The sequence below is a fragment of the Algoriphagus halophilus genome, from assembly GCF_900129785.1.
GTDB lineage: Bacteria > Bacteroidota > Bacteroidia > Cytophagales > Cyclobacteriaceae > Algoriphagus > Algoriphagus halophilus.
This window is the reverse complement of the sequence record NZ_FSRC01000001.1, coordinates 1,597,936-1,623,051: the sequence shown is the minus strand read 5'-3', so window position 1 is coordinate 1,623,051 and position 25,116 is coordinate 1,597,936. Positions and strand designations below refer to the sequence as shown.

At 39.4% G+C, this 25,116-nt stretch carries 19 protein-coding genes and 1 tRNA gene; 9 read left to right on the top strand and 11 right to left on the bottom strand.

The window, feature by feature from the left end; all coding sequences use genetic code 11:
• Positions 1-39: 39 nt before the first annotated feature.
• The gene (locus tag BUR11_RS06875; RefSeq protein WP_074224040.1) at positions 40-1,443 is read left to right on the top strand and encodes a sensor histidine kinase; all 1,404 of its coding nucleotides are present in this window, start codon (positions 40-42) and stop codon (positions 1,441-1,443) included.
• 1 nt (position 1,444) lies between these two features.
• On the top strand, positions 1,445-2,122 hold the full coding sequence (locus tag BUR11_RS06870) for a LytR/AlgR family response regulator transcription factor (RefSeq protein WP_074224038.1): 678 nt from the start codon (positions 1,445-1,447) through the stop codon (positions 2,120-2,122).
• Between the two features lie 254 nt (positions 2,123-2,376).
• Here the strand turns inward: BUR11_RS06870 and BUR11_RS06865 are convergent, their stop codons facing one another.
• Complete coding sequence (locus tag BUR11_RS06865; RefSeq protein WP_074224037.1) at positions 2,377-3,252, bottom strand: AraC family transcriptional regulator; 876 nt, start codon at positions 3,250-3,252, stop codon at positions 2,377-2,379.
• A 170-nt stretch (positions 3,253-3,422) separates the two neighbouring features.
• Here BUR11_RS06865 and BUR11_RS06860 point away from each other — a divergent pair, with 170 nt between their 5' ends.
• The 4 genes from BUR11_RS06860 to BUR11_RS06845 all read left to right on the top strand — a co-directional run bounded on the left by BUR11_RS06860 (position 3,423) and on the right by BUR11_RS06845 (position 9,531).
• Positions 3,423-6,908, top strand: a complete 3,486-nt coding sequence (locus BUR11_RS06860) for a PVC-type heme-binding CxxCH protein (RefSeq protein ID WP_074224036.1) — start codon at positions 3,423-3,425, stop codon at positions 6,906-6,908.
• 7 nt (positions 6,909-6,915) lie between these two features.
• Positions 6,916-7,779 (top strand): sugar phosphate isomerase/epimerase family protein, encoded by an 864-nt coding sequence (locus BUR11_RS06855; protein WP_074224035.1) that lies wholly within the window; start codon positions 6,916-6,918, stop codon positions 7,777-7,779.
• A 34-nt stretch (positions 7,780-7,813) separates the two neighbouring features.
• Positions 7,814-8,926, top strand: a complete 1,113-nt coding sequence (locus BUR11_RS06850; RefSeq protein WP_074224034.1) for a Gfo/Idh/MocA family protein — start codon at positions 7,814-7,816, stop codon at positions 8,924-8,926.
• Positions 8,927-9,066: 140 nt separating this feature from the next.
• A complete protein-coding gene (locus BUR11_RS06845) occupies positions 9,067-9,531 on the top strand; it encodes a c-type cytochrome (protein ID WP_084560883.1) in 465 nt (154 codons plus the stop codon).
• Between the two features lie 111 nt (positions 9,532-9,642).
• Here the strand turns inward: BUR11_RS06845 and BUR11_RS06840 are convergent, their stop codons facing one another.
• Positions 9,643-10,017 carry a hypothetical protein gene (locus tag BUR11_RS06840; RefSeq protein ID WP_074224033.1) on the bottom strand — a complete coding sequence of 125 codons (375 nt, stop codon included), beginning with the start codon at positions 10,015-10,017 and terminating at the stop codon, positions 9,643-9,645.
• Positions 10,018-10,139: 122 nt separating this feature from the next.
• Between BUR11_RS06840 and BUR11_RS06835 the strand changes: the two genes are divergently transcribed.
• Together BUR11_RS06835 and BUR11_RS06830 are read left to right on the top strand one after the other, a co-directional pair.
• Positions 10,140-10,859 (top strand): SGNH/GDSL hydrolase family protein, encoded by a 720-nt coding sequence (locus BUR11_RS06835; RefSeq protein ID WP_074224032.1) that lies wholly within the window; start codon positions 10,140-10,142, stop codon positions 10,857-10,859.
• 80 nt (positions 10,860-10,939) lie between these two features.
• The gene (locus BUR11_RS06830; protein WP_074224031.1) at positions 10,940-12,484 is read left to right on the top strand and encodes an arylsulfatase; all 1,545 of its coding nucleotides are present in this window, start codon (positions 10,940-10,942) and stop codon (positions 12,482-12,484) included.
• A gap of 52 nt (positions 12,485-12,536) precedes the next feature.
• Here the strand turns inward: BUR11_RS06830 and BUR11_RS06825 are convergent, their stop codons facing one another.
• The 4 genes from BUR11_RS06825 to BUR11_RS06810 all read right to left on the bottom strand — a co-directional run bounded on the left by BUR11_RS06825 (position 12,537) and on the right by BUR11_RS06810 (position 18,323).
• Positions 12,537-15,227 (bottom strand): DUF7133 domain-containing protein, encoded by a 2,691-nt coding sequence (locus BUR11_RS06825; protein WP_074224029.1) that lies wholly within the window; start codon positions 15,225-15,227, stop codon positions 12,537-12,539.
• Positions 15,228-15,505: 278 nt separating this feature from the next.
• Positions 15,506-15,578: transfer RNA gene (locus tag BUR11_RS06820), tRNA-Thr, on the bottom strand.
• 99 nt (positions 15,579-15,677) lie between these two features.
• Positions 15,678-17,705 (bottom strand): DUF349 domain-containing protein, encoded by a 2,028-nt coding sequence (locus tag BUR11_RS06815; RefSeq protein WP_084560882.1) that lies wholly within the window; start codon positions 17,703-17,705, stop codon positions 15,678-15,680.
• A gap of 48 nt (positions 17,706-17,753) precedes the next feature.
• Positions 17,754-18,323, bottom strand: a complete 570-nt coding sequence (locus BUR11_RS06810; protein ID WP_074224028.1) for a YqgE/AlgH family protein — start codon at positions 18,321-18,323, stop codon at positions 17,754-17,756.
• A gap of 102 nt (positions 18,324-18,425) precedes the next feature.
• On the opposite strand from BUR11_RS06810, the gene pdxH reads away from it, so the two are divergent.
• Positions 18,426-19,058 (top strand): pyridoxamine 5'-phosphate oxidase, encoded by a 633-nt coding sequence (gene pdxH, locus BUR11_RS06805; protein ID WP_074224026.1) that lies wholly within the window; start codon positions 18,426-18,428, stop codon positions 19,056-19,058.
• 3 nt (positions 19,059-19,061) lie between these two features.
• On the opposite strand, the gene bshB1 is transcribed toward pdxH, so the two are convergent.
• The 5 genes from bshB1 to pnp form a co-directional block, all read right to left on the bottom strand.
• Entirely contained in the window at positions 19,062-19,781 is a 720-nt protein-coding gene (gene bshB1, locus BUR11_RS06800) for a bacillithiol biosynthesis deacetylase BshB1 (RefSeq protein WP_074224025.1), read from the bottom strand.
• A 14-nt stretch (positions 19,782-19,795) separates the two neighbouring features.
• Positions 19,796-20,842, bottom strand: a complete 1,047-nt coding sequence (locus BUR11_RS06795; protein WP_074224024.1) for a peptidoglycan DD-metalloendopeptidase family protein — start codon at positions 20,840-20,842, stop codon at positions 19,796-19,798.
• Positions 20,843-20,851: 9 nt separating this feature from the next.
• Positions 20,852-21,796 carry a thioredoxin-disulfide reductase gene (gene trxB / locus BUR11_RS06790; protein WP_074224023.1) on the bottom strand — a complete coding sequence of 315 codons (945 nt, stop codon included), beginning with the start codon at positions 21,794-21,796 and terminating at the stop codon, positions 20,852-20,854.
• A gap of 185 nt (positions 21,797-21,981) precedes the next feature.
• Positions 21,982-22,845 carry a sigma-70 family RNA polymerase sigma factor gene (locus BUR11_RS06785; RefSeq protein ID WP_074224021.1) on the bottom strand — a complete coding sequence of 288 codons (864 nt, stop codon included), beginning with the start codon at positions 22,843-22,845 and terminating at the stop codon, positions 21,982-21,984.
• 61 nt (positions 22,846-22,906) lie between these two features.
• The gene (gene pnp / locus BUR11_RS06780) at positions 22,907-25,054 is read right to left on the bottom strand and encodes a polyribonucleotide nucleotidyltransferase (RefSeq protein ID WP_074224020.1); all 2,148 of its coding nucleotides are present in this window, start codon (positions 25,052-25,054) and stop codon (positions 22,907-22,909) included.
• Between the last annotated feature and the right edge of the window lie 62 nt (positions 25,055-25,116).

Here is a 25,116-nt window from a genome sequence, read left to right as displayed (position 1 = left end):
TAAAACAAAGTAGTTCAACCTATTTATTTTCAATACTTTATGAAATCAAAACAATTTGACTTTCGCTCCATAGAATGGTGGATTACCACCTTGGTGTTTTTGATTATTGTACTGACCAACTTAATGATTGCAGTATCCTCCAATCATTACCCCATGGAGAAATTTTTTGGGATTGTCATTCAGCCCATAGTCATTTACATAGGATTTTATGTGATGCATTTGGTAGTTATTCCAAAGTATTTAAAGGATAAAAATGTCCTTCAATTTATTCTCTATAGTCTGCTGACAGCGGCAGTCATGGGGGCATTATCGGGAGCATGTGCCGGGATTAACAATGTGGATGCTGAAGGTTACTTCCGCTTCTATTTCAGTACTCTTCTATTATATATTGTTTACCTGGTCACTTCGAATCTTCTGAAGAAGATGTTCTTGCCACCGGTGTTCAAAGATTTTCAATTGTACAATGGAGTACGCTTGTTTATGATCTTTCTCTTTGTAGGCATATTTTTATTCGTTGCACGGATTTTTGTAAATGAAGTCATCCTAATCATTATTCTGGTGATTATTCCCGGGATTAGCTTTTTCATCTTCTATAATTATTTTCTGCTTTACCGAAACAAAGAAGCTGGCAAGATCAAGGCCTATCGTTGGTTTCTTTGGGGACTGATCAGCATCATCGCTTTTGTGTTCTTTTTGATTTCCGTGGATGAGAACGTCCCAGAAATCATGCTTTTGGGAGTTGGGATGGTATTATTGCTTTTCTTTGTCATCTTTCCACTTTCCAATTTGGTTTTCAGAAAATATGAGGATTATATCGGTAAAATAGATACTCTTTCAGTACAGGTCAATCAAAGTTCCGCCAACTTGAGTTTCCTACGGTCCCAAATCAACCCACATTTTCTATTCAATGCCTTGAATACACTCTATGGATCCGCATTGATGGAAAATGCAGAGAAAACTTCCGATGGGATTCAGAAGCTGGGAGACATGATGCGCTTCATGCTGCATGAAAATCAAATGGACAGAATCCCTCTTTCCAGAGAAATAGATTACTTAAGAAACTACTTGGACCTGCAAATGCTACGTTTTGCCAAAGAGGATCACTTGGATGTAACCATTCAGATCAATGAGGAGCATTGTCACGGGGACATCTCTCCCATGCTGTTGATTCCTTTTGTGGAAAATGCCTTTAAGCATGGCATCAGCACTAAAAGCAAGTCCTGGATCAAAATCAACTTGCGCTGCTTACAAGGTTCCGTGCATCTGGACGTGGTCAACAGCATGCACCCCAAAAAAGCCACAGAAGATCCAAAGGACGAATCAGGCATTGGTTTGGAGAATGTCAAAAGTCGTTTGGAGCATTTTTACCCACAAAAACATAACTTGACCATCGTGGCGAACGACACAGAGCATTTCGTTCACTTATCTGTTCAACTATTATAATATGATTAAAGCAATTGCGATAGATGATGAAAAGATGGCTTTGGAAGTGATAAAAGCACATGCTTCCAAAGTTCCTTTTCTTCATTTGGAAGAAGTCTTTTTGGATGCAATTCAGGCATTGGAATATATGAAAACCAATTCCATTGATTTGATTTTTTTGGATATCAATATGCCGGATATATCCGGGATAGACTTTGCCGAATTACTTCCTAAGGAAACCATGGTAGTATTTACCACAGCTTATTCCGATTTTGCAGTGAAAGGATTTGAGTTGGACGCATTGGATTATTTATTAAAACCCTTCAACCTTCCACGCTTTATCAAAGCCTGTCAAAAAGCACAAGAATGGCTGGAATTACAGCCTGGTAAAGAACCCGAGTTTACCTTCATCAAAACTGGCGAAGGCCAAATTCGGTTGGTATTTGAGGAACTATTGTTTTGTGAAGCGAATGGCAACTATGTGACTTTCCAGCTGGAAAACGAAAAAGCCATGAGTAGAATGACTTTGGCAGAGGTAGAGCATCTGCTTCCCTCCTTTTTTATTCGTTCTCACCGTTCATTTTTGGTCAACAGCAAGAAGGTGGATAAGGTAGAAAAACATGTATTGCATCTTGGGGAAAGGTCCGTACCTGTCAGTTTATCCTACATGGATCAGGTGTTGGAGTTTTTTAATCAATAGAAGTAATAAATAGCGATTTAAGATTTAGAAAATATGATTTATGATTTAAAATTACTGATTACTGAAACTGATCAATAACTTACAAAAAATCCCCCAACCCCATTTTAAGGGGAAGCTGTTCACGTATTAATTAACATTCCTTCAGATAGTTAACTGAATACTTTTCACGGTTTTTCAGATTAATGATTTTAGATCCCTAACTTCTCTGTACACTGCCAACTGAACTCTGATCTCTTCCAAAAGAATATTGACTTCTATTCAAAACTATCCAGATATTCCTTTCTGTAGGCCAGAGGAGTTTTGCCGATTCGTTCCTTGAACTGTTTGTTGAAATTGGAAAGGGTGTTGAATCCACTTTCATAACAGACTTCGGAAATATTGATCCCTTCTTCATGAAGGAGTTTGCAGGCATGGCTGATTCGAACATCACTGATAAAATCCGAGAAGGATTTATTGGCTCGGGATTTAAAAAACCTACTGAATGCACTCACTGATAAATTGGCCAGAGCAGCTACTTCTTCCAACATGATTTTCTCTTTGTAGTTTTTCATGACATACTCGTACACCTCTCCCATCCGATCCTTTTCGGACTCCTTATTCAGATTGATATACTCTGCATTGGTAATGGGACTGATATCTTTAGAATGTGAGAGATGATTCAATATATCCAACAATTGAATCAATTGGCTCGAACCTTTCAACTGAACCAGTTTCTTCATTTTGGAAGTAATTTCCTGATTAGTTTTCCCAGCGATTTCCAAACCTCTTGCGGAGGCTTTCATTAACCTACCTATATCCTCGAATTCTTCCTTTTCAAAAATCCCCTCTCCCAGGAAGTTTTCAGGAAAATAGGCAACAATCAAATGCGTATCCAACTCGTTTGCCGGGTCAAAATAAGCGTTGTCCGAGCGCCAAACATGCGGAAGGTTCGGCCCTGTCATGACCATATCCCCTTCTTTAAAGGGTTTAATATGATCACCAATGTAACGGGTACCTCTTCCTTTTAATATTACTACCAACTGATACTCAGGGTGAAAATGCCAGTTTTTATCAAAATAAGGCGCAATTAATTCTTGGACTACAAAGACTTTTGAGTCTGGAATACGCGATTTTTTGAGTGGATTCTTCATAAATTTTAGCTGAGTTATGCTGTATTTTGAAGTGATTTATTTACAAATAGGGCAAAATTCAGTCATAAATCAAATCAATACAGTGAGAAATTTGGGAAATTTATATAGAATATTGGTTTGCAATTGATACATAAACCCATTTTATGAGAATATCCATTAAAATCCCCCCCATGAAACTTTCTTGGTTAGTGACCACATTGGTCGTTTCGCTTCTGATAAGTTGCGGACAAAAATCTGGCGAGACATTTTTGTCTTCCACGGAACCTAGACGCGTTGAAATCCTTGTACTAGGTCATGAAAGCGAGCATCACAATTCAGAGAAATTGATGATGTATTTAGAAACTCCCTTATTTCAAAAGGGAATCAATTTAACTTATACCACAGATGTCAACGATCTGAATCCGACTAAATTGAGTAATTACGATGGTTTGATGATTTATGCAAACCATGAAAATATTACTCCTGAGCAGGAAACCGCATTGAAGGATTATATTCAAGGTGGCAAGGCATTGATTCCGATTCATTCGGCCTCATTCTGCTTCCAAAATTCTCCTTGGTACATTTCTGCTGTTGGCGGTCAATTTAAAAGCCATGGTACAGGAGATTTTACGGTTGACATCATTGATCAGGACCATCCTATCATGGACGGTATCAATGAGTTTGAAACATGGGATGAAACCTATGTTCATAGCCAGTTGAATCCAGATATGCATGTTTTAATGGAGCGTGTGGAAGGTGATCAAAAAGAGCCATATACCTGGACTCGTGAAGAAGGAAAAGGTAGAGTATTTTATACAGCCTATGGTCACAATGAAAAGACTTGGGAAAAAGAAGAATTTCAAGAACTTGTTGCCAATGGAATTCTTTGGGCTGTTGGTGAAAAAGTAAATGAACTTTTAGCAGCTTATAATATTCCTACCCCACAATTTGAGGACGCTGAAATCCCCAATTATGAACGAAGAGATCCAGCTCCAAGATTCCAATTGCCTTTATCTCCTGAACAATCCATGAAATTGGTACAGACGCCAGTAGGATTTGAGTTGGAGCTTTTTGCTTCTGAGCCTATGATCATTAACCCGATCGCATTTACTTGGGACGAAAGAGGAAGGTTGTTTGTCATTGAAACAACTGATTATCCTAATGAGGTTCGTAAAGAAGGTGGCGATGACAAAATCAAAATTTTGGAGGATACTGACGGCGATGGCAAAGCAGATAAAGTTACCATTTTCGCAGATGGCTTGAATATCCCTACTTCTATCACTGCAGTGAATGGGGGTATGTTGATTTCCATGGCTCCTGATTTTGTTTTCTTAAAAGATACTGACGGAGACGACGTAGCGGATGTAAGAGAAGTGATCATGACAGGTTGGGGTAAATTCGATACCCATGCGGGTCCATCCAATCTAAAATATGGCTTTGATAATAAAGTCTGGGGAGTGTTGGGCTATTCTGGATTTAGAGGTGAAGTAAGTGGTAAGCAATACAGCTTTGGTCAAGGAGTCTATCGATTTGATCCATCAGGAGAAAATATGGAATTCTTGGGCAGAACCAGTAATAACACCTGGGGGCTTGGATTCTCCGAAGATTTCGAAACCTTTATTTCCACAGCAAATGGGCAGCACTCTGTGTATTTGGCAATGGACAATAAGTTTGTCAAGAGAACGATTTATAAAGGCACACCAAATACGGCTACAGGAATTGATTCTCACTATGATATGCCTCACCTTACTCCTTTCTTAAGACAGGTTGATTGGCATGGAAGTTATACTGCAGCTGCAGGTCATAACTTGTATACAGCGAGAAGCTTCCCTGAAGAATATTGGAACAAAATGGCTTTTGTAGCTGAACCTACCGGTCGAGTATTGCACAATGCAAGAATCCTAGAAGAAGGATCGGGCTATAGAGAGAAAAATGCATTTAACATTTTGGCTAGCTCTGATGAGTGGTTTAGCCCTGTTCATGCAGAAGTAGGTCCTGATGGATCACTTTGGGTAGCAGATTGGTATAACTTTATCATCCAGCACAACCCTACTCCACGTGGTTTTGAAAATGGTGAAGGAAATGCCTACATCAACCCAATGAGAGATAAGGAACATGGTAGAATTTATAGATTGACTTATAAAGGTGGTGAGCCATCCAAAACATTTGACCTGAAAGATGCTTCTGCCAGCGAATTATTGGATGCCTTGGAAAGTGACAACTTATTCTGGAGAATGACCGCACAGCGTCTAATTGTGGAAACCCAGAATAAAGAAGTTTTGGAAGGGCTATATGAAATCATCGGATCTACTGAAGTGGATGGTGCTGGCATCAACGGTCCTGCAATTAATGCACTTTGGACCTTGAAAGGTCTGGGTGAATTAGAGGGTACTAATGCAAAAGCTCAAGAAGTAGTAGAGAAGGCATTAAATCATCCTTCCGCAGCAGTAAGGAAAAATGCAGTTCGAGTAATCCCTAGAAACCAATCTGCATTAAATGCGATCATAGCAGCCAATATGATGGAGGACGATAACCTTCAGGCTAGAAAATTCGCTATCCTGGCGGTTTCTGAAATGCCTGCAAGTGAAGATGTTTCCAAGAAGTTGTTGGCGATTTCGGAAGATCCTGACAATGCGAAGGATGAATATTTACCACAGGCAATTTTTGCTGCGGCTTTAACCAACCCTTCAGCCTTTGAAAATAGACCTGCAGTTCCTTCTACGGAGCCAGACTCCACGATGGGAATCGCTGACAGAATTGCTAAAAGTTTAATTTCTGAGGTTTATACCTTAGATCCTAGAAATGCCCTCCTTTTCCCACCTGACCCATCTGGAAAGGAAATCACGATATCAATGGAAGTGACACCTGGTAGAGATCCTCTGGATGGAGTAATGGTTGCCCAAGGAAATAATGTGAATGGATATAGCTTATATGTGTATAAGGATGCGTTGAGTTTTGCTGTTGCACGGGATGGAGATGTTAAAATTATCAGATCCCGAAGATTACCTTCTGAAAAATTCCTGGTAACTGCAACCTTAAAAGAGGGAGGTCAAATGAGCCTAAGTATTGATGGCAAAGAAGTAGCGAAAGGAAAAACCAATGGACTATTTACTGCTCCACTTTCCCCTGAAAATGTTCGTGTAGGACAATTTGATTCTGGGAATAAAGTTGGTGACTACGAAGGTAACTGGAGATTCTCAGGTAGAATTGGTAATAGTTCTAACCTTGATTTGAAAAAGGCTGATTCTTCAGCAGAAAATGAAGGGGTGGCATCAATAGAAGCTCCGATTGAATATGTAGAAAATGGAACGGTCACTCTTACGGCCGTTCCTCATGAAATGAGATTTGACAAACCTGTGTTTGCAGTAAATGCAGGCAGCCAGTTGATCGTTGATTTCAAAAACCCTGATTTTGTTCAACATAATTTGGTAATCGGATCCATTGGTTCCTTACAAAAAATCGGTGAAGCCGCAGATCAAATGGCAAAAAACCTGACTGGAATGGAGCGTAGCTTTATTCCTAATATCCCAGAGGTTCTTGCTTCCACCGAATTGGTTTTCCCTAATTATTCGGAGACCTTAGTAATGAATGTGCCTTCCCAAAAAGGAGATTATCCATTCGTTTGTACCCTTCCTGATCATTGGAAGCAAATGAACGGAATCATGAAAGTTATTTAATTAAAGAATGTCTCTTGAAGTAAAATTCGGGGTAAGTACCTGGTTATGGACTTCCCCTTTTAATAAGGAAACGGTAAAACTATTTCCTAAGATTAAAGGATTTGGTTACGATTACGTGGAGATTCCAGTAGAAGATCCAGCGCTGATAGATATCAATGGAGTAAAGGCTGCTTTGGCAGATAATGGTCTAAAGGCAGTGATTTGCGGTGCCTTTGGTACAAGTAGGGATTTGACCAATGAAGATCCCAGCTTCCATAAAACCAGTTTTGATTACTTAAACAGCTGTTTTGAAATTGCCGCAGCTTTGGATTGCAAATTTGTGGCAGGTCCCATGTATTCTGCAGTAGGAAAAGCCCGACTGGTTTCACCGGAACAGAAAAAAATCGAATGGGACAGAGCAGTAAGTAATCTGAGGATTGTCTGTCAAAATGCACGGAAATTCGGGTTGGAAATCGCATTGGAAACATTGAATCGTTTTGAAACCGATTTGATCAATACCTGTGAAGAGCTAATGCAGTTGATATCAGACATCAATGAACCTGAAGCCAAGGTTATTTTAGATGGTTTTCATATGAGCATTGAGGAACCTGACCCAGAAGCTGCCATCAAATTGGCAGGGGATAAATTGATCCATTTTCAGGTTTCTGAAAATTACCGAGGAACACCTGGAACCGGACAAACTCCTTGGGCAGCCTATAAAAGAGGTTTAGAAGCGGTCAATTATCAAGGAGTTATTTCAATTGAAAGCTTTACCCCAGAAGTTAAGGAATTGGCCGGAGCCGTATGTATTTGGAAACCATTGGCACCAAGCCAAGATAGCTTTGCCAATGAAGGATTGAAATTTTTAAAGAAATGGGCTTCTGAAGCCTGATTAACCCAAATTACCATACCCATTTAATAAAATTATGAGTAAGAAGAAATTTAACATTGCAATTATCGGACTCGGCTTTGGGGCTGAATTTATTCCGATTTACCAAAAGCACCAATTGGCCAACATGTATGCCATTTGTCAGAGAAATAAAGAAAAGGCTGAAGAGATCGGTAAAGCTTTTGGGATAGAAAAAGTATATACGGATTATGATGAGTTATTAAAAGATCCGGAAATTGATGCGGTTCATATCAATACACCTATTCAAAACCATGCGGAACAATCCCTAAAGGCACTTAGAGCTGGAAAGCATGTGGCTTGTACCGTACCGATGGCTACCACAGTAGAGGAATGTAAGGCAATTGTCGAGGAAGTTCAACGTACCGGATTGACTTACATGATGATGGAAACGGTGATTTATAGTCGTGAATTCCTGTTTGTGAAGGAAATGTATGAGAAAGGTGAATTGGGTAAAATTCAGTTTCTTAGAGCTTCTCATCAGCAGGAAATGGCTGGTTGGCCAGGCTATTGGGAAGGCCTCCCTCCTATGCACTATGCGACGCACTGTGTGGGACCAGTATTGGCGTTACCAAAAGCTCAGGCTGAGTATGTTTCTTGTTTGGGTTCAGGTAGAATTGATGAAAACTTGATTCCAAAATATGGTTCTCCTTTCGCTATTGAAACCTGTCATATTAAGTTTAAAGATTCAGATTTAGCGGCAGAGGTAACCAGATCCCTATTCAATACGGCAAGGCAATACAGAGAGAGTTTTGATGTCTATGGTTCCAAGAAATCTTTTGAATGGACGCTTATCGAACATGAAGATTCTGTCATCCACACTGGTGAAACTCCAGAAAGGGTAAAAATACCTGACTATGCCCATTTACTTCCGGAAGAAATTGCTTCTTTCACGACTGCTGGGGTATATGATGGTGACGATAACCAGCACCTTTCCTTCATTCAAGGTTCAGGACATGGTGGTTCTCACCCTCATTTAGTGAATGAATTCTTAAATGCTTTGGCAGAAGAAAGAGCTCCATACCCAGATGCAAAACAGTCAGCCAATATAACCTGCGTAGGTATTTTGGCTCATGAATCAGCAATGGCCGGTGGAAAAATCATTCATTTACCGGAGTTTACACTGAGCTAAGGAAAATAACTTTTACATGGGAAATAGGTTGTATATACTATTTCCCATTTATCAGAAAATCTGTAGCTAAATATAAATAATCCATCAATTGGAAGAGAGTTTATTCAAATTCACCATTTGAATGCTAATACAATAATAGAATGAAAATTACAATCTTGTCAAAGTCAGCAATGATCATGCTCGCTGCACTTTTAGTTGCCTGTGGTGCGGAAAATAAGGAAGAAAAGGCAGTGGTAGTGGAAAAAGAAACTCCAGTTGTAAAAGAAGCTCCTAAAGAGCCAGAACCAACAGTTTCTGAACCAGAAGTGGAAGAAGTGAAAGAAGAAGCTGTAGTAAGTGAGGCTAGCAAAACAATTTCTGGCGAAGATAAAATTGCCAATTCAGATTGTCTTTCTTGTCATATGAAAGAAAGACAAGTGGTAGGTCCAGCATTTCTGGATATCGCTGCTGAATATGAAAACAATGATGCCAATGTCAGCAAGCTTGCTACTAAGGTCATCGAAGGAGGAGCAGGTGTTTGGGGGGAAGCAGCTATGCCACCACATCCAACTCTAAGTGAAGAGGATGCCAAGGACATGGTAAGATATATCTTGGGCCTTAGTTAAAAAGATCCAGGTAAATTCCAAACATGCGGAACTTACCAAGTTGATTAGAATCAACGATTAATTGTTGGGTATTAAACAAAAAGAGAGGCAACCATAATTGCCTCTCTTTTATTATTTCATTTTAGTACCTATCGCATCAAACATCCCCATCAAATCCCCTTTGGCTGTTTCTTCATCCACTTTTTTCAAGTTTAGAGTAACATCATAGCCACTGATATTAAATGCAGCATACAGGGCATCCTCTGTAATTTTTACAGAAGACATCTTTTTCTCTTCTGCTACACCCTCCTCCGTAAAATAACCAGTAGTGACCTCATCTACTGTTTCAAATCGCATGGGAATTGTTGCATTCCCTTGAGGAGTATCTTTAATTAACACTTCCCACTTACCCTCGTAATACTTGGGACTTAAAATGGACGGTGCAAAAGTGAAACTCATCATTAGCAGAATGACCAAACTGCTTAAAAAAGTAACTCTAATTTTCATGGTTGTATGGGTTATTGTTTATAATTAATACAATAAGAAAAAAATACCTGAATCATCATATAGTTAGTGAAAAAAAATTAGTTTGATACTACAAATTAGAACCCTCATCAAAACGAAAATCTATGATTTCCATTAAAACTCCCCTCCTTGTCTTATTCCTTTTGACATCGATAGGCTTGTCCGCCCAACAATACCAAGAAGATCTTCCCATCAAGAATTCCCTTAATTACGGAAAGTCTGTCGCTGTTTTTGGTGGATCAGTTTCCGTAATCCCTCCAAGTGAAGTAGCTAAAGATCTTTGGAAAGAGCGTTTGGGAATGTCAGTGACCAATTATGGTGTAGGAGGAGCTGGTTTTTCTTCTTTACAAGGGAAATCACTTCAGCAACAAGTTGATGAAGCAGGCGTTTTTGACATTTATATTCTATGGGCATCAACGAATGATTATACGAACAACAGAGCAATTGGAAGCTACACAGACTATACAGAATTTGATGATTTCGATGAGGAAAAACTTGTCACACAGGCTGGAGGCATCAATTATTGCATCCAAAAAATCTATGAATTGAATCCCCATGCCACGATTTATTTTTTCACTTCAAGCAAGGCATTTAACAATCGAGGTGGCTATGACCCTTTTGATGAAAACGGAATGGTAAAGTATGTAGAAATTCAAAAGCAAATCTGTGAATTGCATGGTATTCCCTACCTAGACCAGTTTACCTTGGGGGGATACAACCTCTATAATCAGGATCAATTTTACCGGGATCCCATTCATATGAATGAAGCTGGTTATGAAAAATTAGGAGCTTTGCAAGTAGCCTTTCTGGCCTTCCCAAATTAAGCTTATTGTTCCCCTGATTTAAACAAGCTTGTCGCTATCTTGTTAGCCCTAATCTAAAAAGAACTTCATCACCTCCTATTTTGAAAATATCAGTCATCTCCTTGATCGCAAGTCTTTGTATAGTCATCTCCTGCAATGAAAAAGATAGCTCGGAAAATGAATTAACACCTCCAAATATTATCTTGATTTATGCGGATGACTTAGGAATAGGCCTATTGGGACAAGAAGGGCAGCAGATTATAACAACCCCTCACATTGATCGATTAGCCAAAGAGGGAATCAGGTTTAATCGGGCGTATTCTAATATGCTTTGTGCTCCTGCCAGGGCTTCTTTGATTACTGGATTACATGATAGCCATCAGGAAGGTTTTCCAATCAATGAGGGAGGGGCATATAAGTATGCCACCAGTTCAAATTTGGATTCCATAGAACGTGCACTAAACGACAAGTTGACTTTGGGTGAGGATCCTATTTATTTAGGTGAAGTAGCTCAAAAAATGGGATATACAACTGCTCAATTTGGAAAATTGGAATGGGGTTTTTCTGCCACTGATCAACAAATGAAAGCGCATGGATGGGATTATTACCTCGGATACCTAGATCATATTAGAGCACATGGATTCTATCCACCTTTCCTTTTTGAAAATAGGAAAATGGTCCACTATCCCAGAAATACTCATTTGGATGCCGGGAAGTCCAAAGAGCCTGAGACTCCTGAGCATTTTGAAGAAAGGTGGGATATGAAAGGAAAGGAAGTGTATTCCGAAGATATCTTCATGGAGGGTATATTAAATTTTTTAGAGGAAAATCAAGAGAACCCATTTTTCTTATTCTTTCCTACCCAACTTCCCCATGGTCCGGTTTCTATTCCCAAGGTTCACCCAGATTTTATTAATGATGATCGGCTGACTCAAATTGAAAAAGAATATGCCTCCATGGTCAAGCTGCTGGACGATCATGTGGGACAAATCATGGATAAGCTGAACGAATTGGATTTGAGAGAGAATACGCTTGTCATTTTTACCTCAGATAATGGTCATGAGATCTATTATAGTCAAGAAGGTAGAACCTTAAAGCCCTATACGAATATGGAGACAGGTGAACGTTTTGATAACTACGAGCACAAATATTATAGTGATTTGGCTGGGGATGTTTTTAATGGGAATGGGGGTCGAGCAGGCTTAAAAAGAAGCAATTTGGAAGGTGGCATCCGGGTACCGATGATTGCATCCTGGCCTTCCAAAATAGAGGCAGGAAGCGTTTCGAATCTGTTAATTGCAAATTATGATCTCCTTGCCACCCTTGCTGAGGTAGTTGGTTATGAAGGAAATCTCAAAACCGATGGAATTTCTTTCTATCAAGAACTAATCGGAAATCAGGAGGATGACCATCATGAATTTGTCGTGTACTCCTCATTTACCGGGCCCACCTTAATTACCAATGATGGATGGAAGCTTAGAACTTATCTCCCCAAAGAATCCTTTGAATTGTATTATTTACCTGAAGATTTTAAAGAGGAACATGATTTAGCTACTAAGTTTCCCGAAAAATTAATGGAATTAAAAGAAACCCTATTGAACGCCTGTGACGGAAATTTTCAGAATGGGTGGTATGGTAATCAATAAAAAAGGTTAGCGAAAAAATCGCTAACCTCTCTTCATATAAATCACTAGATCATTACCTGGCATACAAAATCAAGCTTCGCATAGACCAAGGTTTCTCTCCAGTTTCAGTGCTTTCAATTTTCACAAACCTTACGTTTTCTGAAGATTTCCATCTCGCATTGTTCAAACCAGGCTGACCGCTTTCTTTGGCAACTTCAGTCCAGCTATTCCCATCTTTTGAAATAGAAACCGTATATCCAACCGGAAATTCTTCTTTGCCAGCACTAAATTGGATTTCAGCAAGCTGATGCTCATCCGGTAACTCCACTTGATACCACATGCCTGGTTTTTGGGATTCTTCCGTCTTCCAACCTTTATAACCAAATGCATAAGATGGGTCTCTGGTAGAACCTACCCCTTGTAGTGCCGTGCTACTTGCCGTAGCTATCCAATTATCTTGAGGAGCCAGCGCTTTTGGTACCTCATGGATCAATTCGTCAAAACTGTAATTAGAATCTCTGTCTTTGGTCTCCTCCCGAATTTGACCCACATATTCAGGGGTAATAAAACTACCTTCATTACCGAAATCATTTCTAATATAAGATAACACAGATGCGATGTACTCGTCATCATTCATATTCATAGCAATCATGACCCCTTCATATTCTTTTCCTTCCAAATCACCTGTGAGGCCATGCAAAAGAGTCTTAACCGCATATTCAGGATGACCTTGGATTCGCTGTGAACCAGAAAATGCAGGAGCAATCAATCCATCTCCAGCAGGAGACCCTAATCCTTTGGGGCCATGGCAAGTGGAGCAATAACTATCAAATATGGATTTTCCTTTTGTAAACAATGCCAATTCCTCCGGAGCATATTTTATGGATGCAGCCTTTTTAGCTTCCTCTATTTTTTCAAGAATCTGGGTAGAAACTAATTGCACCCCTTGAGCTTGATTAGAAGCTAAGGTAGACTTCATCAAGTCTTCCACTTGGTCAATTTTCAAAATATAGGCACTAAACAAGGCTTGAATCACCACATTTGGATCGGTTGATTTTGCCATCTCTAGGTAATCAGAAGCCAAACTCTTTTCTCCATACTTATAGAGCGTCTCACTGGCTTTCAATGCTTGAATCTGGATGTTTGGGTTAGGGTCTTTCATCAGTGCTCTTACCAAACTTAAGTCCAAGGAATTAAGACCTTCTAAGGTCCAAAGTGCATGGATCCTAGCCAATTCACTATCGGATGTTTTGGCCATATTCTCCAAATCTCCCACAATGGATTTATCCTGGTTCAAAATCATGATTTGCTGGGCCTGATCTCTCCACCATCCATTTGGATTTTCCAGGTGTCTCACCAACTCCGCTGAGGTTTCTTCATACATTCTTGGCTTTTCCGTATTTCTAGGCATCCCCTCATAGGATAAACGCCAGATTCTACCATTTCCAATCACATCATCCATTTGATACTGTTGGATTTTAGTCCTCAAGTAGCTTCCCTCCTGCGTCCAGTTTCCTTCTTGAATAATTCCTCTGTACATGTCAACAATGTACAAGGTCCCATCAGGTGCCGTGGCCATATCCACAGGTCTGAATAAAGGATCAGTGGATTGGATAAACTCTGATTTTGAATCTATGTAACTGTTTTGAATATAAGTCAAGCCCTCTACATTTTCAGAATTCACCTGTCTGACAATCCTACCTACTGGCTCTCCATAGAAATATTGTCCCACCAATTCTTTTGGGAGTCTATCACCTCTGTAAACATCACTACCTGCGGCTCCAGTTACATTATTCAAAGACCCATCAGGATTTGCTTCTTTCATTCCGGGTTGGAAGTCTGCTAATTTGATTAAGCTATAAGGAATACGAAACCCGTCTTTCCACTGGCCTTTCACACTAAAGTTTCCATAGGCAATAGGGAACTGAAAACCTTGCGGTACTCCTCCTGCTCCATCTTGAAACCATAGTTTCCCATAGTTATCCTGGGTCACCCCCCATTGCCCCCAAGGATTTCCACTTGGTTCCTGGATCACCCCATCAGGTGTCCATCGAATCCTTTTTGAATTATAGGTACTGTACATCCAATTGTCCAATGCCCAGGTAAGAAAGCTGGTCTGATGCTCTACATTCCCTGATCGGCCCAATCCTGAGGCAAAGAGCTCTTTCTTATCTGCCTTACCGTCTCCGTCTACATCTGTAAACTTGTATACATGATCCTCATTGGACTCCATGGATAAAATTGCATTAGGACCGAAAGGAACCACATATCTTGGGAAAACCAAGCTATCCAAGAATACCACTCCTGTTTCATATACTCCGTCATTGTCTGTGTCCTCCCATCTGGAAATTCGGGAAGTAGGCATCAATTCACCATTGGCATCGATGTCCTGCATATACGTGCGAAGTTCCAGTACATACATTCTTCCGTTTCCATCAAATTGGATCGCGGCAGGTTCCCTGATTTGAGGCTCTGATAAAACCGGGTCCATATGAAATCCTGGTTTCAGCACAAATGATTTCTTTTCCTCATTGGCAGACACCGGAACAACGGGAGCAGTAGGTGAAAGATCTATCCCTTTCCAAGTAGGAGATTCCAAATCTATTCCTTCGGGAAGCGCTACTTCAGGAAATGGAGGCTCCAGACGTTTTGGATCCATGGATTCAGAGGGAGAAACATCAAATGGAGATCTCTCAGGTTCACAAGCTGAAAAAACTAGGATGGAAGAAATGGCAAATAAAGCCGATTTGGTAAAGAAACTCATCAACTATAAAGGGGTATGTAAGACATCGAAATATACAAACTCTTAATGCGTGTACAAATTATAGGATTATTGCATGAATGCGTCTACCGAAAAAATAAAATCATCCAATGGAAGGAAAAAAAGTACTGAGAAATAGGTTCCATTAAGTCTTCTGGAATTTATTGATGGAGTTAGATAGAAAAATAAATGCATTGCCAATCCCCTGCCCTGCTCCCTTACCACCCCCCTCCTAAAACAAAAAAACCACTCGGATTAGCGAGTGGTTTTTGTCGTTTCAGAGCCTCCTATCGGGATCGAACCAATGACCTACTGATTACAAGTCAGTTGCTCTACCAGCTGAGCTAAGGAGGCTTGTTCCTTTAACGTGCTGCAAATATAGGCCATGCTATATTTCGCTCCAAACCCTGTTAAAAGATTTTTTCTATCTCCTTAATTATGAGAGAGAAAAATTTAAAACTCCCTAATGATGGAAAGCTTTTTCTTTAATTTATCGATTTCTTCTTCCGCTTTTTGGATCTTCACGTCAAATTGATCTTTCAACTTATCCGCAGTTTTAGAAGCCGCGAAAAACTCAAGATTATTTTTCCATAAAACAATGTTGTTTTCAAGGTCGGCAATCTGCTTACGAATTCCGTGTTCCTTTTTATTCAGTGTCTTCGAGGCATTAGGATCTGATTGAATCTTGTTCAAGTTTAATCTGAATAAGAAATCTTCCCTGTCAAAATCTGGATCCAACTTCTCCAAATACACATCAACTGCGGCTTTGAACTGTGCTTGAATTTCCTTCATGTTTTTTCTAGGAACAAATCCAAGTTCATTGAACTTACCAACTAAGGCAGTCAGATTATCTTCAGAAGCATCTTTCGCAGCTTCAATTTCCTTGATCACTTCTTGCTTCTTCAGCAAATTGGCTTCAAACTCCGCATTATTCTGCTTATTGGCATTTCTTCTATTATCAAAGAAGGTATCACAAGCGGTCTTAAACTTCTTATAAAGGGCATCTCTGCTCTTCTCAGGAGTAGGACCCAACTTCTTCCAATCCTGCTGTAATTTGACCAATTGATTGGCTGTATTTTGCCAATCTGTATTATTCATCAATGCCTCAGCTTTTGCAATTAACTCCTCCGCTTTGGCTTGATTGGTTGCTCTGATTTCATCAAGTTCCTTAAAGAAAAGGTTCTTGTTATGAAAGAATTGCTTAAATGAACTCCAGAAAGACTTATTGATTTCCTTTCCTGATTCTTTGGGAACCGGACCGATTTTTTCCCAAGATTTCTGAATTTCCAAAATCTCTTTTGTCTTGGTATTCCAATCCTTAATTCGCTCTGCTTTAAAATCAGTGAATGCCTCCAGTTTCTTTATTAAGGCTTCTTTCTCGACCTGGTTCTTTTGGAAAACTTCTTTTTGACCTTCGTAATATTCCTTTCTTCTGTCATAGACTGCATCTGATGCAGCTTTGAATCGTTGCCAAAGATCTTCTTGTTCATCTCTTGGAACAGGACCTATATGCTTGAATTCCTCATGCAGTTCATTTAAGGATTTGATGGCATCTTTCAAGTCCTTCACATCCTTCAAAGCTTCCGCTTTTTCGCAAAGTTCAATCTTACTTTCTAGGTTCTTTTTACGGTCAAGCTCTTTTAATTCAAAATAAATGCTTCGGTTATCGTAAAAACGATCCATCAAGGCATTATAGCTTGCCCATAGGCTTCTATTTTGAGAAGCTGGAACAGGACCTATAGATTTCCATTCTTCTTGAATCGCTTTGATAGAGGCCATGCTCAGAGTAGTCTCCTCTCCATCTACATGCTCTCTCAACTTATTCAGCAATTCATTTTTAGCAGCTAAATTTTCCTCTTTTTGCTTTTCAGCATCTTTTCGGATTGTATTTACCTGCTTTTTAAACTCGTAATAATATTTATTGAATTCCTTCTCTTCCTCGCTTGGTCTAAAGTCAAAATCATCCTCAGTTCCTCCCTCTTCTTTAAATTTTGCCAAGGCCTCATCTCTTTCCTTATGGATAAATTCATCAAAGGCAGCTTTGATTTCATGCACCAATTTATCCAGTTTCAACACATTTCCTTGTTGAGACTTTTCTTTGATTAGCTTAACTAATTGAATTTTGGAAAGTGAAGACAGGTCTATTTCCTCTTCATGTTCTTCTTCCTCCTGGTCCTCTTCGTCCTCTTCTTCTGAGGAGGTTTCTTCTACTTTTGCAGTCTCCTCAACTTTTTCTTCGGCACCCGTGATATCAGATGCCGGCTCACTAAGGGGCTCAGCCGTAGGTGAAGGGGCAGTTTCTGTAGTTTTTTCTTCAGCTTTCACCTCTTCGCTAGTTTCTGCTTCAGCAGCAACTGGCTCATCAGAAGTTTCTTCTGTAGATTCTACTTTTGTTTCTTTTTCAATACCCTTTACCTCTTCATTTTTGGAGGTTTGGGTCACCTTGTCCTTGCCGGACAAATCATTACTTTTCTCAGTCATAAAAACGCTACTATTTCAAGGCAATATGGGCAAAAGTAAGGATTTTGCCTAATTTAATCTTGGGTCCAGAGGATAATTTGCGATTACCTTAAACTCTCCTCCCATATTTTTCAAAAGCTTTCTCCAAAGCTCATCTGGAGTATATTCAAATGTCTGATAATCGACCTCTTCCTTACAGACAATCCAAGTTTTATCTTCTAATTCTTCTTCTAATTGATTCAAGCCCCAACCACTGTAACCAATAAAAAACCTAACTCTTTCAGGATCAATCAATCCTGTTTTCAATTTTTCTACTAATTGGCCATAATCTCCTCCCCACCATAAATCCTTTCCAATTTGTATACTCCTATCTAACTCTTTTTCTCCAAGGTATATGTAATGAAGCGTATTTTGTTCTACCGGCCCCCCAACAAATACATCAGAATCCAAAAAATCCAGATCCTCTACCAATTCTGCCAGTTTAAGAATAGAAACCTTGTTTATTACCAATCCAAAGCTCCCTTCCTCATTGTGTTCACAAAGCAACACAACAGATCTGACAAAATTCTCATCTTGCAAAAATGGCTCAGAAAGTAGTAAATCTCCTGCCTTAGGTGTTATTTTCTCATTTTGATTCATTTACTAGTTGGTATAATTAAAAGAAAAATATAGATCATAATTTTTTAAAATCAATAGCCATAGTACATTTATCGCAAAATTTTTATTGAAATTAAAATTAAGATGAATATTTCAGCAATACGTAAGGACTACAGCTTAAAAACATTGAATATCAATGAATTATGCACTAATCCTATAGACCAATTTAATATATGGTTTCAAGAAGCGCTGGCATCAAAAGTTATAGAAATTAATGCCATGACCTTATCTACTATTGGGGAAGATGGCTTTCCAAATGGTAGAATTGTACTTTTAAAGGAAGTTGACTCAGGTTTTGTCTTCTTTACAAATTACCAAAGCCAAAAAGGAAGAGAGCTCGCAAAAAACCCAGTTGCCTCACTCACATTCTTTTGGCCTGAACTTGAAAGGCAAGTTAGAATAAAAGGGGAAATAGAAAAGGTTTCCTCAAAATTGTCTGATGAATATTTCTTTTCCAGGCCAAAAGGTTCCCAAATCGGGGCATGGACCTCTCCTCAAAGTCAGAAATTAAAGTCGAAAGAGGAATTAGAGCAAAGGTTAAAAGAGATGGAACAAAAATTTGAGACCACTCCAATTTCAAGGCCTTTGCATTGGGGAGGTTACAGACTTATACCTTCTTACGTGGAATTTTGGCAAGGTAGGCCTAGCAGGCTACATGACAGGGTTTGTTACGAGGAGAAAAATGGAGCATGGGAGCTATCTATATTAGCCCCCTAATTCTTATTTCAAATCAAATAAATCTTCCACTCCAATAAATCTTTCTACTGTAAAACCTTCCCCATAGGTCTTTAAAATCCTATGGCCAAATTCTCTTGCTCTAGACTCTATGAATGGAAGAAATTCAGGATCGGAAATAAAACTTGCCGGCTCCTGGCTATTGGGATCAAAAAACTGAGACTTATATGCTTTGATACTCGCCACTTTGTCCTCCCAATAAGGAGTGATATCCACGATAAAGTCTGGCTTGATATAATTATTCTGAATGTAATGGTAGACAAATTTTGGTCTCCAAGCATCTTGGCTTTTCCCTTCAAAACTGGTCTCTATTTTTCTTAAGCCGCTCATAAAGCAAGCTTTAGTAGCTAAATCTGCCCCTTTTCCATGATCAGGATGTCTATCCGAAATGGCGTTAGCTAAAACAATTTCAGGTTGATATTTTCGGATGACTTCAATCAAACGATGTTGATGTGCTTCATCGTTGGTAAAGTAAATATCCTTGAAGCCCAAATTTTCACGAGCGGATAGTTTCAATATTTTGCCAGCGGCTTCTGCTTCCTGGAGACGAAGTTCAGGAGTACCTCTGGTTCCCATTTCACCTTGGGTCAAGTCTACTATTCCAACCTTATATCCTTTTGCTACTTGAGATAAAATGGTTCCTGAACAGCCCAATTCAGCATCATCGGGATGGGCTGCAATCACTAAAACATCAAGTTTTGTCATGGTTTACTTCATTATTATCTAACCCTTAGGTTTTGTCCTATTCGGAGAATACTTCGGGTAGAAATTCCGTTTAGTCTGGTTAATGTATTGATTGAAACCCCATATCTCCGGGCGATAGCTCCTAAGGTTTCTCCTTTTCTTACTCTATGATAGGCAGCAGTTCTTGCTTTTACCACATGGGAAAAGGTATTGGGGGTGATTAAATAATTGGGACCTATGATTTTCTCTTCATCAAACTCATATACATCCTGAGGATCGAAGGGCAGTCCTCGATACCTCAATTCATAATGCAAATGGGAACCAGTACTTCTTCCGGTACTTCCTCCTTTGGCAATGATATCTCCGGCTTTTACCTCTTGTCCTACATCCACCAAGAATTTGGACAAATGCCCATATAAAGTTTCCAGTCCGTTTTTATGTCGAATCACCAGATAATAACCATATCCGTATCGATCGTAGGACCGAACCCTTACGATTCCATCAAAACCACTATAAACAGGGTCTCCTGTCACTAAGTCCAGGTCGGTACCATAGTGCCATCTACCCCATCTGGAGCCAAAGGTAGAGGTCACAGGAGTTTTGCCTAGAGGCATTTTCCATTCATAGCCAAAGAAAGGATCATACAACCTAATATTGACTGAATCCTGAAAAGTCTTAGGATCGAAATTATAAATATCAATTTTTTTACTATCCCAATTGGAATAGTATTCATAGGCGGTAATCCAAATACTGTCAATTTGGATTTGCTCTGAGATCTTTACCAATTGATTGGTGGGTGCCCAAATCATTACATTAGGATCCTCACTTACGATGGACCGTACTTTTCCAAGATTGACATTATTTTCGAATATAATCGAGTCAGTCAAGGAAGAAAGGGTCCTCAGATAGGAATCCTGGTCAAAACTTCTAAGTTCTATATTTCTACGCTCTTGAGAACCTGAAGCATTGGTAGTTGTATTATTGTTTTTCTTAATAATCTTAGGAAAAACTTGAGCATTAGCTTCAAAGAAACCAATGCTCAAACAAATTCCTAAAACTATTTTTAGAATGAAAGACCTCATGTAATGGGTTTATGGATTCTCTATTTCGGCCAAATACCGCTCCGCATCCAAGGCTGCCATACATCCCGTTCCTGCAGCTGTTACAGCTTGTCTATATACATTGTCCTGTGCATCACCGCAAGCGAATACACCTTCAATGTTTGTTTTAGAACTGCCCGGAATGGTGGTTATATAACCTGAATTATCCATATGGATAAACTCCTTGAAAATCTCGGTGTTTGGTTGATGTCCAATAGCAACAAAGAAGCCAGAAATCGCTATTTCAGATTTTTCTCCGGTTTTATTGTTAAAAATTCTTACTCCATTTACTTCTTCCTCCCCTAAAATCTCATCAGTCTCGGTATTCCACAACACTTCGATCTTAGGGTTATTCATTACACGTTTTTGCATGATTTGAGATGCCCTCATTTCATCTTTTCTAACCAACATGTACACTTTACTACAAATATTGGCCAAATAAGTGGCTTCTTCACATGCGGTGTCCCCTGCCCCTACTATGGCCACTTCTTGATTTCTAAAGAAGAACCCATCACAAACGGCACAAGCAGAAACTCCTTTTCCATTCAATCTTGTTTCACTTTCCAAGCCCAACCACTTCGCTGAAGCACCAGTGGAAATGATGACAGTTTCAGCATGGATTGTTACTTGTTCATCAACGGTAACTACTTTTGGGCTAACGGAGAAATCCACGTTGGTTACTAAGCCATAACGAACACTAGTACCAAATCTTTCAGCCTGTTTACGGAAATCTTCCATCATTTGTGGTCCCATTACACCATCAGGATAGCCTGGGTAATTTTCCACATCATTTGTAATGGTTAATTGACCACCTGGTTGTCCTCCAGTATAAAGAACTGGAGAAAGACCTGCTCTAGAAGCATAAATCGCCGCAGTATAACCTGCTGGTCCGGATCCAATGATCAAAACACGAACCTTTTCAATTTCTTGACTCATTAATAGCTTGTATTAAATCGGTTAAATTTTATCAATATTCTTAGGTAAACAATAACAGCACCTCTTAAAATTCCTTAAAAGGAAAAAAGATTGTAAGAGGAGTTTTACGTTCAAAAACAGCAAAAAAACCTCCCATCTTTATAACAAAAAAGGGGCTTAAAAGCCCCTCTTGATATGCTTGACTTTTATCCCAAGTAGGGCTTCAACGTCTTACTTCTAGAAGTATGTCTCAATCTCCTGATGGCTTTCTCTTTAATCTGCCTTACTCTTTCCCTGGTAAGATTGAATTTTTCACCAATTTCTTCCAAGGTCATTGCATGTTCCCCATTGAGTCCGAAATAAAGGGTGATCACGTCGGCCTCACGTTGGGTTAAAGTAGAAAGTGCTCTCTGAACCTCTTTTCTAAGAGAGTCATTCATCAATCCATCATCCGGCTTTTCGTCCCCATCATTTTCCAATACATCCAAAAGGCTGTTTTCTTCCCCTTGAACAAATGGAGCATCCATAGAAACGTGACGGCCAGAGATTTTCATCGTATCCACTACTTCACTAGCAGTTACTTCAAGTACTTCAGCTAATTCTTCTGGAGAAGGCTCTCTTTCGAACCTCTGTTCTAATTCGCTAAAGGTCTTGCTGATTTTATTCAAAGAACCAACTCTGTTCAAAGGCAAACGAACAATTCTAGACTGTTCTGCCAATGCTTGAAGGATTGATTGTCTAATCCACCAAACAGCGTAGGAAATAAACTTGAAACCACGGGTTTCATCGAATCTTTGAGCAGCTTTAATCAAACCTAAGTTTCCTTCATTGATCAAATCACCTAGGGAAAGACCTTGATTTTGGTATTGCTTAGCTACTGAAACGACAAATCGAAGGTTGGCTTTCGTCAATTTCTCCAATGCCAATTGGTCACCTTCTCTGATTCTTTTGGCCAGAACTACCTCTTCATCTGCTGTTAACAGGTCTACCTTACCGATCTCCTGAAGATATTTATCCAGCGACTGGCTTTCTCTGTTGGTAATCTGTTTGCTAATTTTTAGCTGCCTCATTCAGAATTATGATTTGTGAATTTATATTTAATAGATATTGTCAAAATAATCAATTACTCGATTAACCTTGTTCTTTTGAAGAAGGTTTTTCCGGTTTTGGCAATAAAGCCTTTCTCGAAAGCTTGAATTTACCAGTCTTTTTATCGACATCGATCAATTTAACCATTATTTCTTCTCCTGGTTCAAGAACGCCATCCATATTCTCTACACGTTCCCATTTAATCTCAGAGATATGTAGTAAACCATCTTTACCCGGCATAAATTCCACAAATGCACCAAATGGTTGAATATTTTTTACTTTTCCTGTATAAGTCTCTCCAATTTCAGGTTGTGCAACGATGGATTTGATTCTGCTGATTGCAGCATCCATGTTATTCTGATTAGCCGAGTAAATACTGATTTTCCCTTGGTTATCCACTTCCTCAATTACAATAGTAGTAGAAGTATCTTTTTGGATTTCCTGAATCACTTTACCACCTGGACCAATAACAGCACCGATCAACTCTTTAGGAATCATCATCATAAATGATCTAGGAGTATGTGGCTTCAATTCAGCTTTAGGTTCAGCCAATGTTTTGGTGATTTCATCCAAAATATGAAGTCTTCCTTCTTTGGCCTGCAATAATGCTTCCTTCAATACAGAATAATCAAGACCTTCCACTTTCAAGTCCATCTGACAAGCAGTGATTCCCTTGGAAGTTCCGGTTACTTTGAAATCCATATCGCCTAGGTGATCCTCATCTCCCAAAATATCAGATAAGATCGAATATTTACCTGTTTTTGCATCAGAGATCATCCCCATTGCTATTCCGGTAACTGCGGATTTAATTTGAATACCTGCGTCCATCAAAGCCAGGGATCCTGCACAAACAGTTGCCATGGATGAAGAACCATTGGACTCTAATATATCAGATACGATTCTAATCGTGTATGGGTTCTTATCTTCAGGAGGAAGTACTTTTTTCAAAGCTCTCATAGCCAAGTTACCATGACCTACCTCTCTTCTACCTGGTCCTCTATTCGGTTTTACCTCACCTGTAGAGAATCCTGGGAAATTATAATGAAGATAGAATTTGTTATATCCTGAAATAGTTGCCCCATCTACCATCATCTCATCCATCTTAGTACCTAAGGTACAAGTAGTAAGAGACTGAGTTTCACCTCTGGTAAATACCGCAGATCCATGAGCAGAAGGTAAATAATCCACAACAGACCAAATAGGTCTCACTTCGTTCAATTTTCTACCATCTAATCTTTTCTTCTCGTCCAAGGTCAAATTTCTTGCCGCTTCTTTATGAATTTTGCTGAAATAAGGGCCGATCAGACTCGCTTCATATTCATGCTCCTCACCTAGGCTTGCTACGAACTCATCTTTGATTTCTTTGATCAAAGCAGAACGCTCAGACTTATTGGCAATTTGCTTGCTTACAGAAGCATATAATTTATCATATAATTCAGCCTTCATCTTATCGAAAAGGGCTGGATCAGATTTTTCGTGGTTGTATTCTCTTTTTACTTCTTTACCAACCATCTTGGTCAGTTCAATCTGTGCCTGGCAATGTCTCTTGATTTCTTCATGGGCGAATTGCATGGCTTCAAGCATTTCCTCTTCTTGAATTTCATTGGCTTCTCCTTCCACCATCAAAATGTAATCCAAAGAACCTGCTACAATAAATTCTAAAGAAGCTGATTCCAACTCAGTTGGAGTTGGGTTAATTTTTAATTTCCCTTCGATTTTAGCCACTCGAACTTCAGAAATTGGGCCATTGAATGGAATGTCGGATACTGCTAAAGCAGCAGACGCTGCCAATCCAGCCAAAGCATCTGGAAGTACCTCTTCATCCCCACTGACTAAAGTGATGGCAATCTGAGTATCAGCATGGTAATCATCTGGAAAAATCGGACGAATAGCTCTATCTACGATTCGGCTAATCAAAATTTCGTAATCGGAAAGTCTTCCTTCTCTCTTCAAAAATCCTCCTGGAATCTTTCCTGAGGAAGCAAATTTCTCTTGGTAGTCTACGGACATAGGTAAAAAATCCACCCCTTCGCCTGCTTCTTTCTTGGATACTACAGTAGCCAAAAGCATAGCTTTTCCCATCTTCACTACAACAGAACCATCAGCTTGTTTAGCCAATGCACCTGTCTCAATAATTATTTCTCTTCCATCTTCTAGTTTGATGGATTTGGTGATCAAGTTTGGTAACATAAATGCGTGTTAGTATGAAAGCGTCAAAATATAAAAATATAAGTGTACTACCCTAAAAAAAG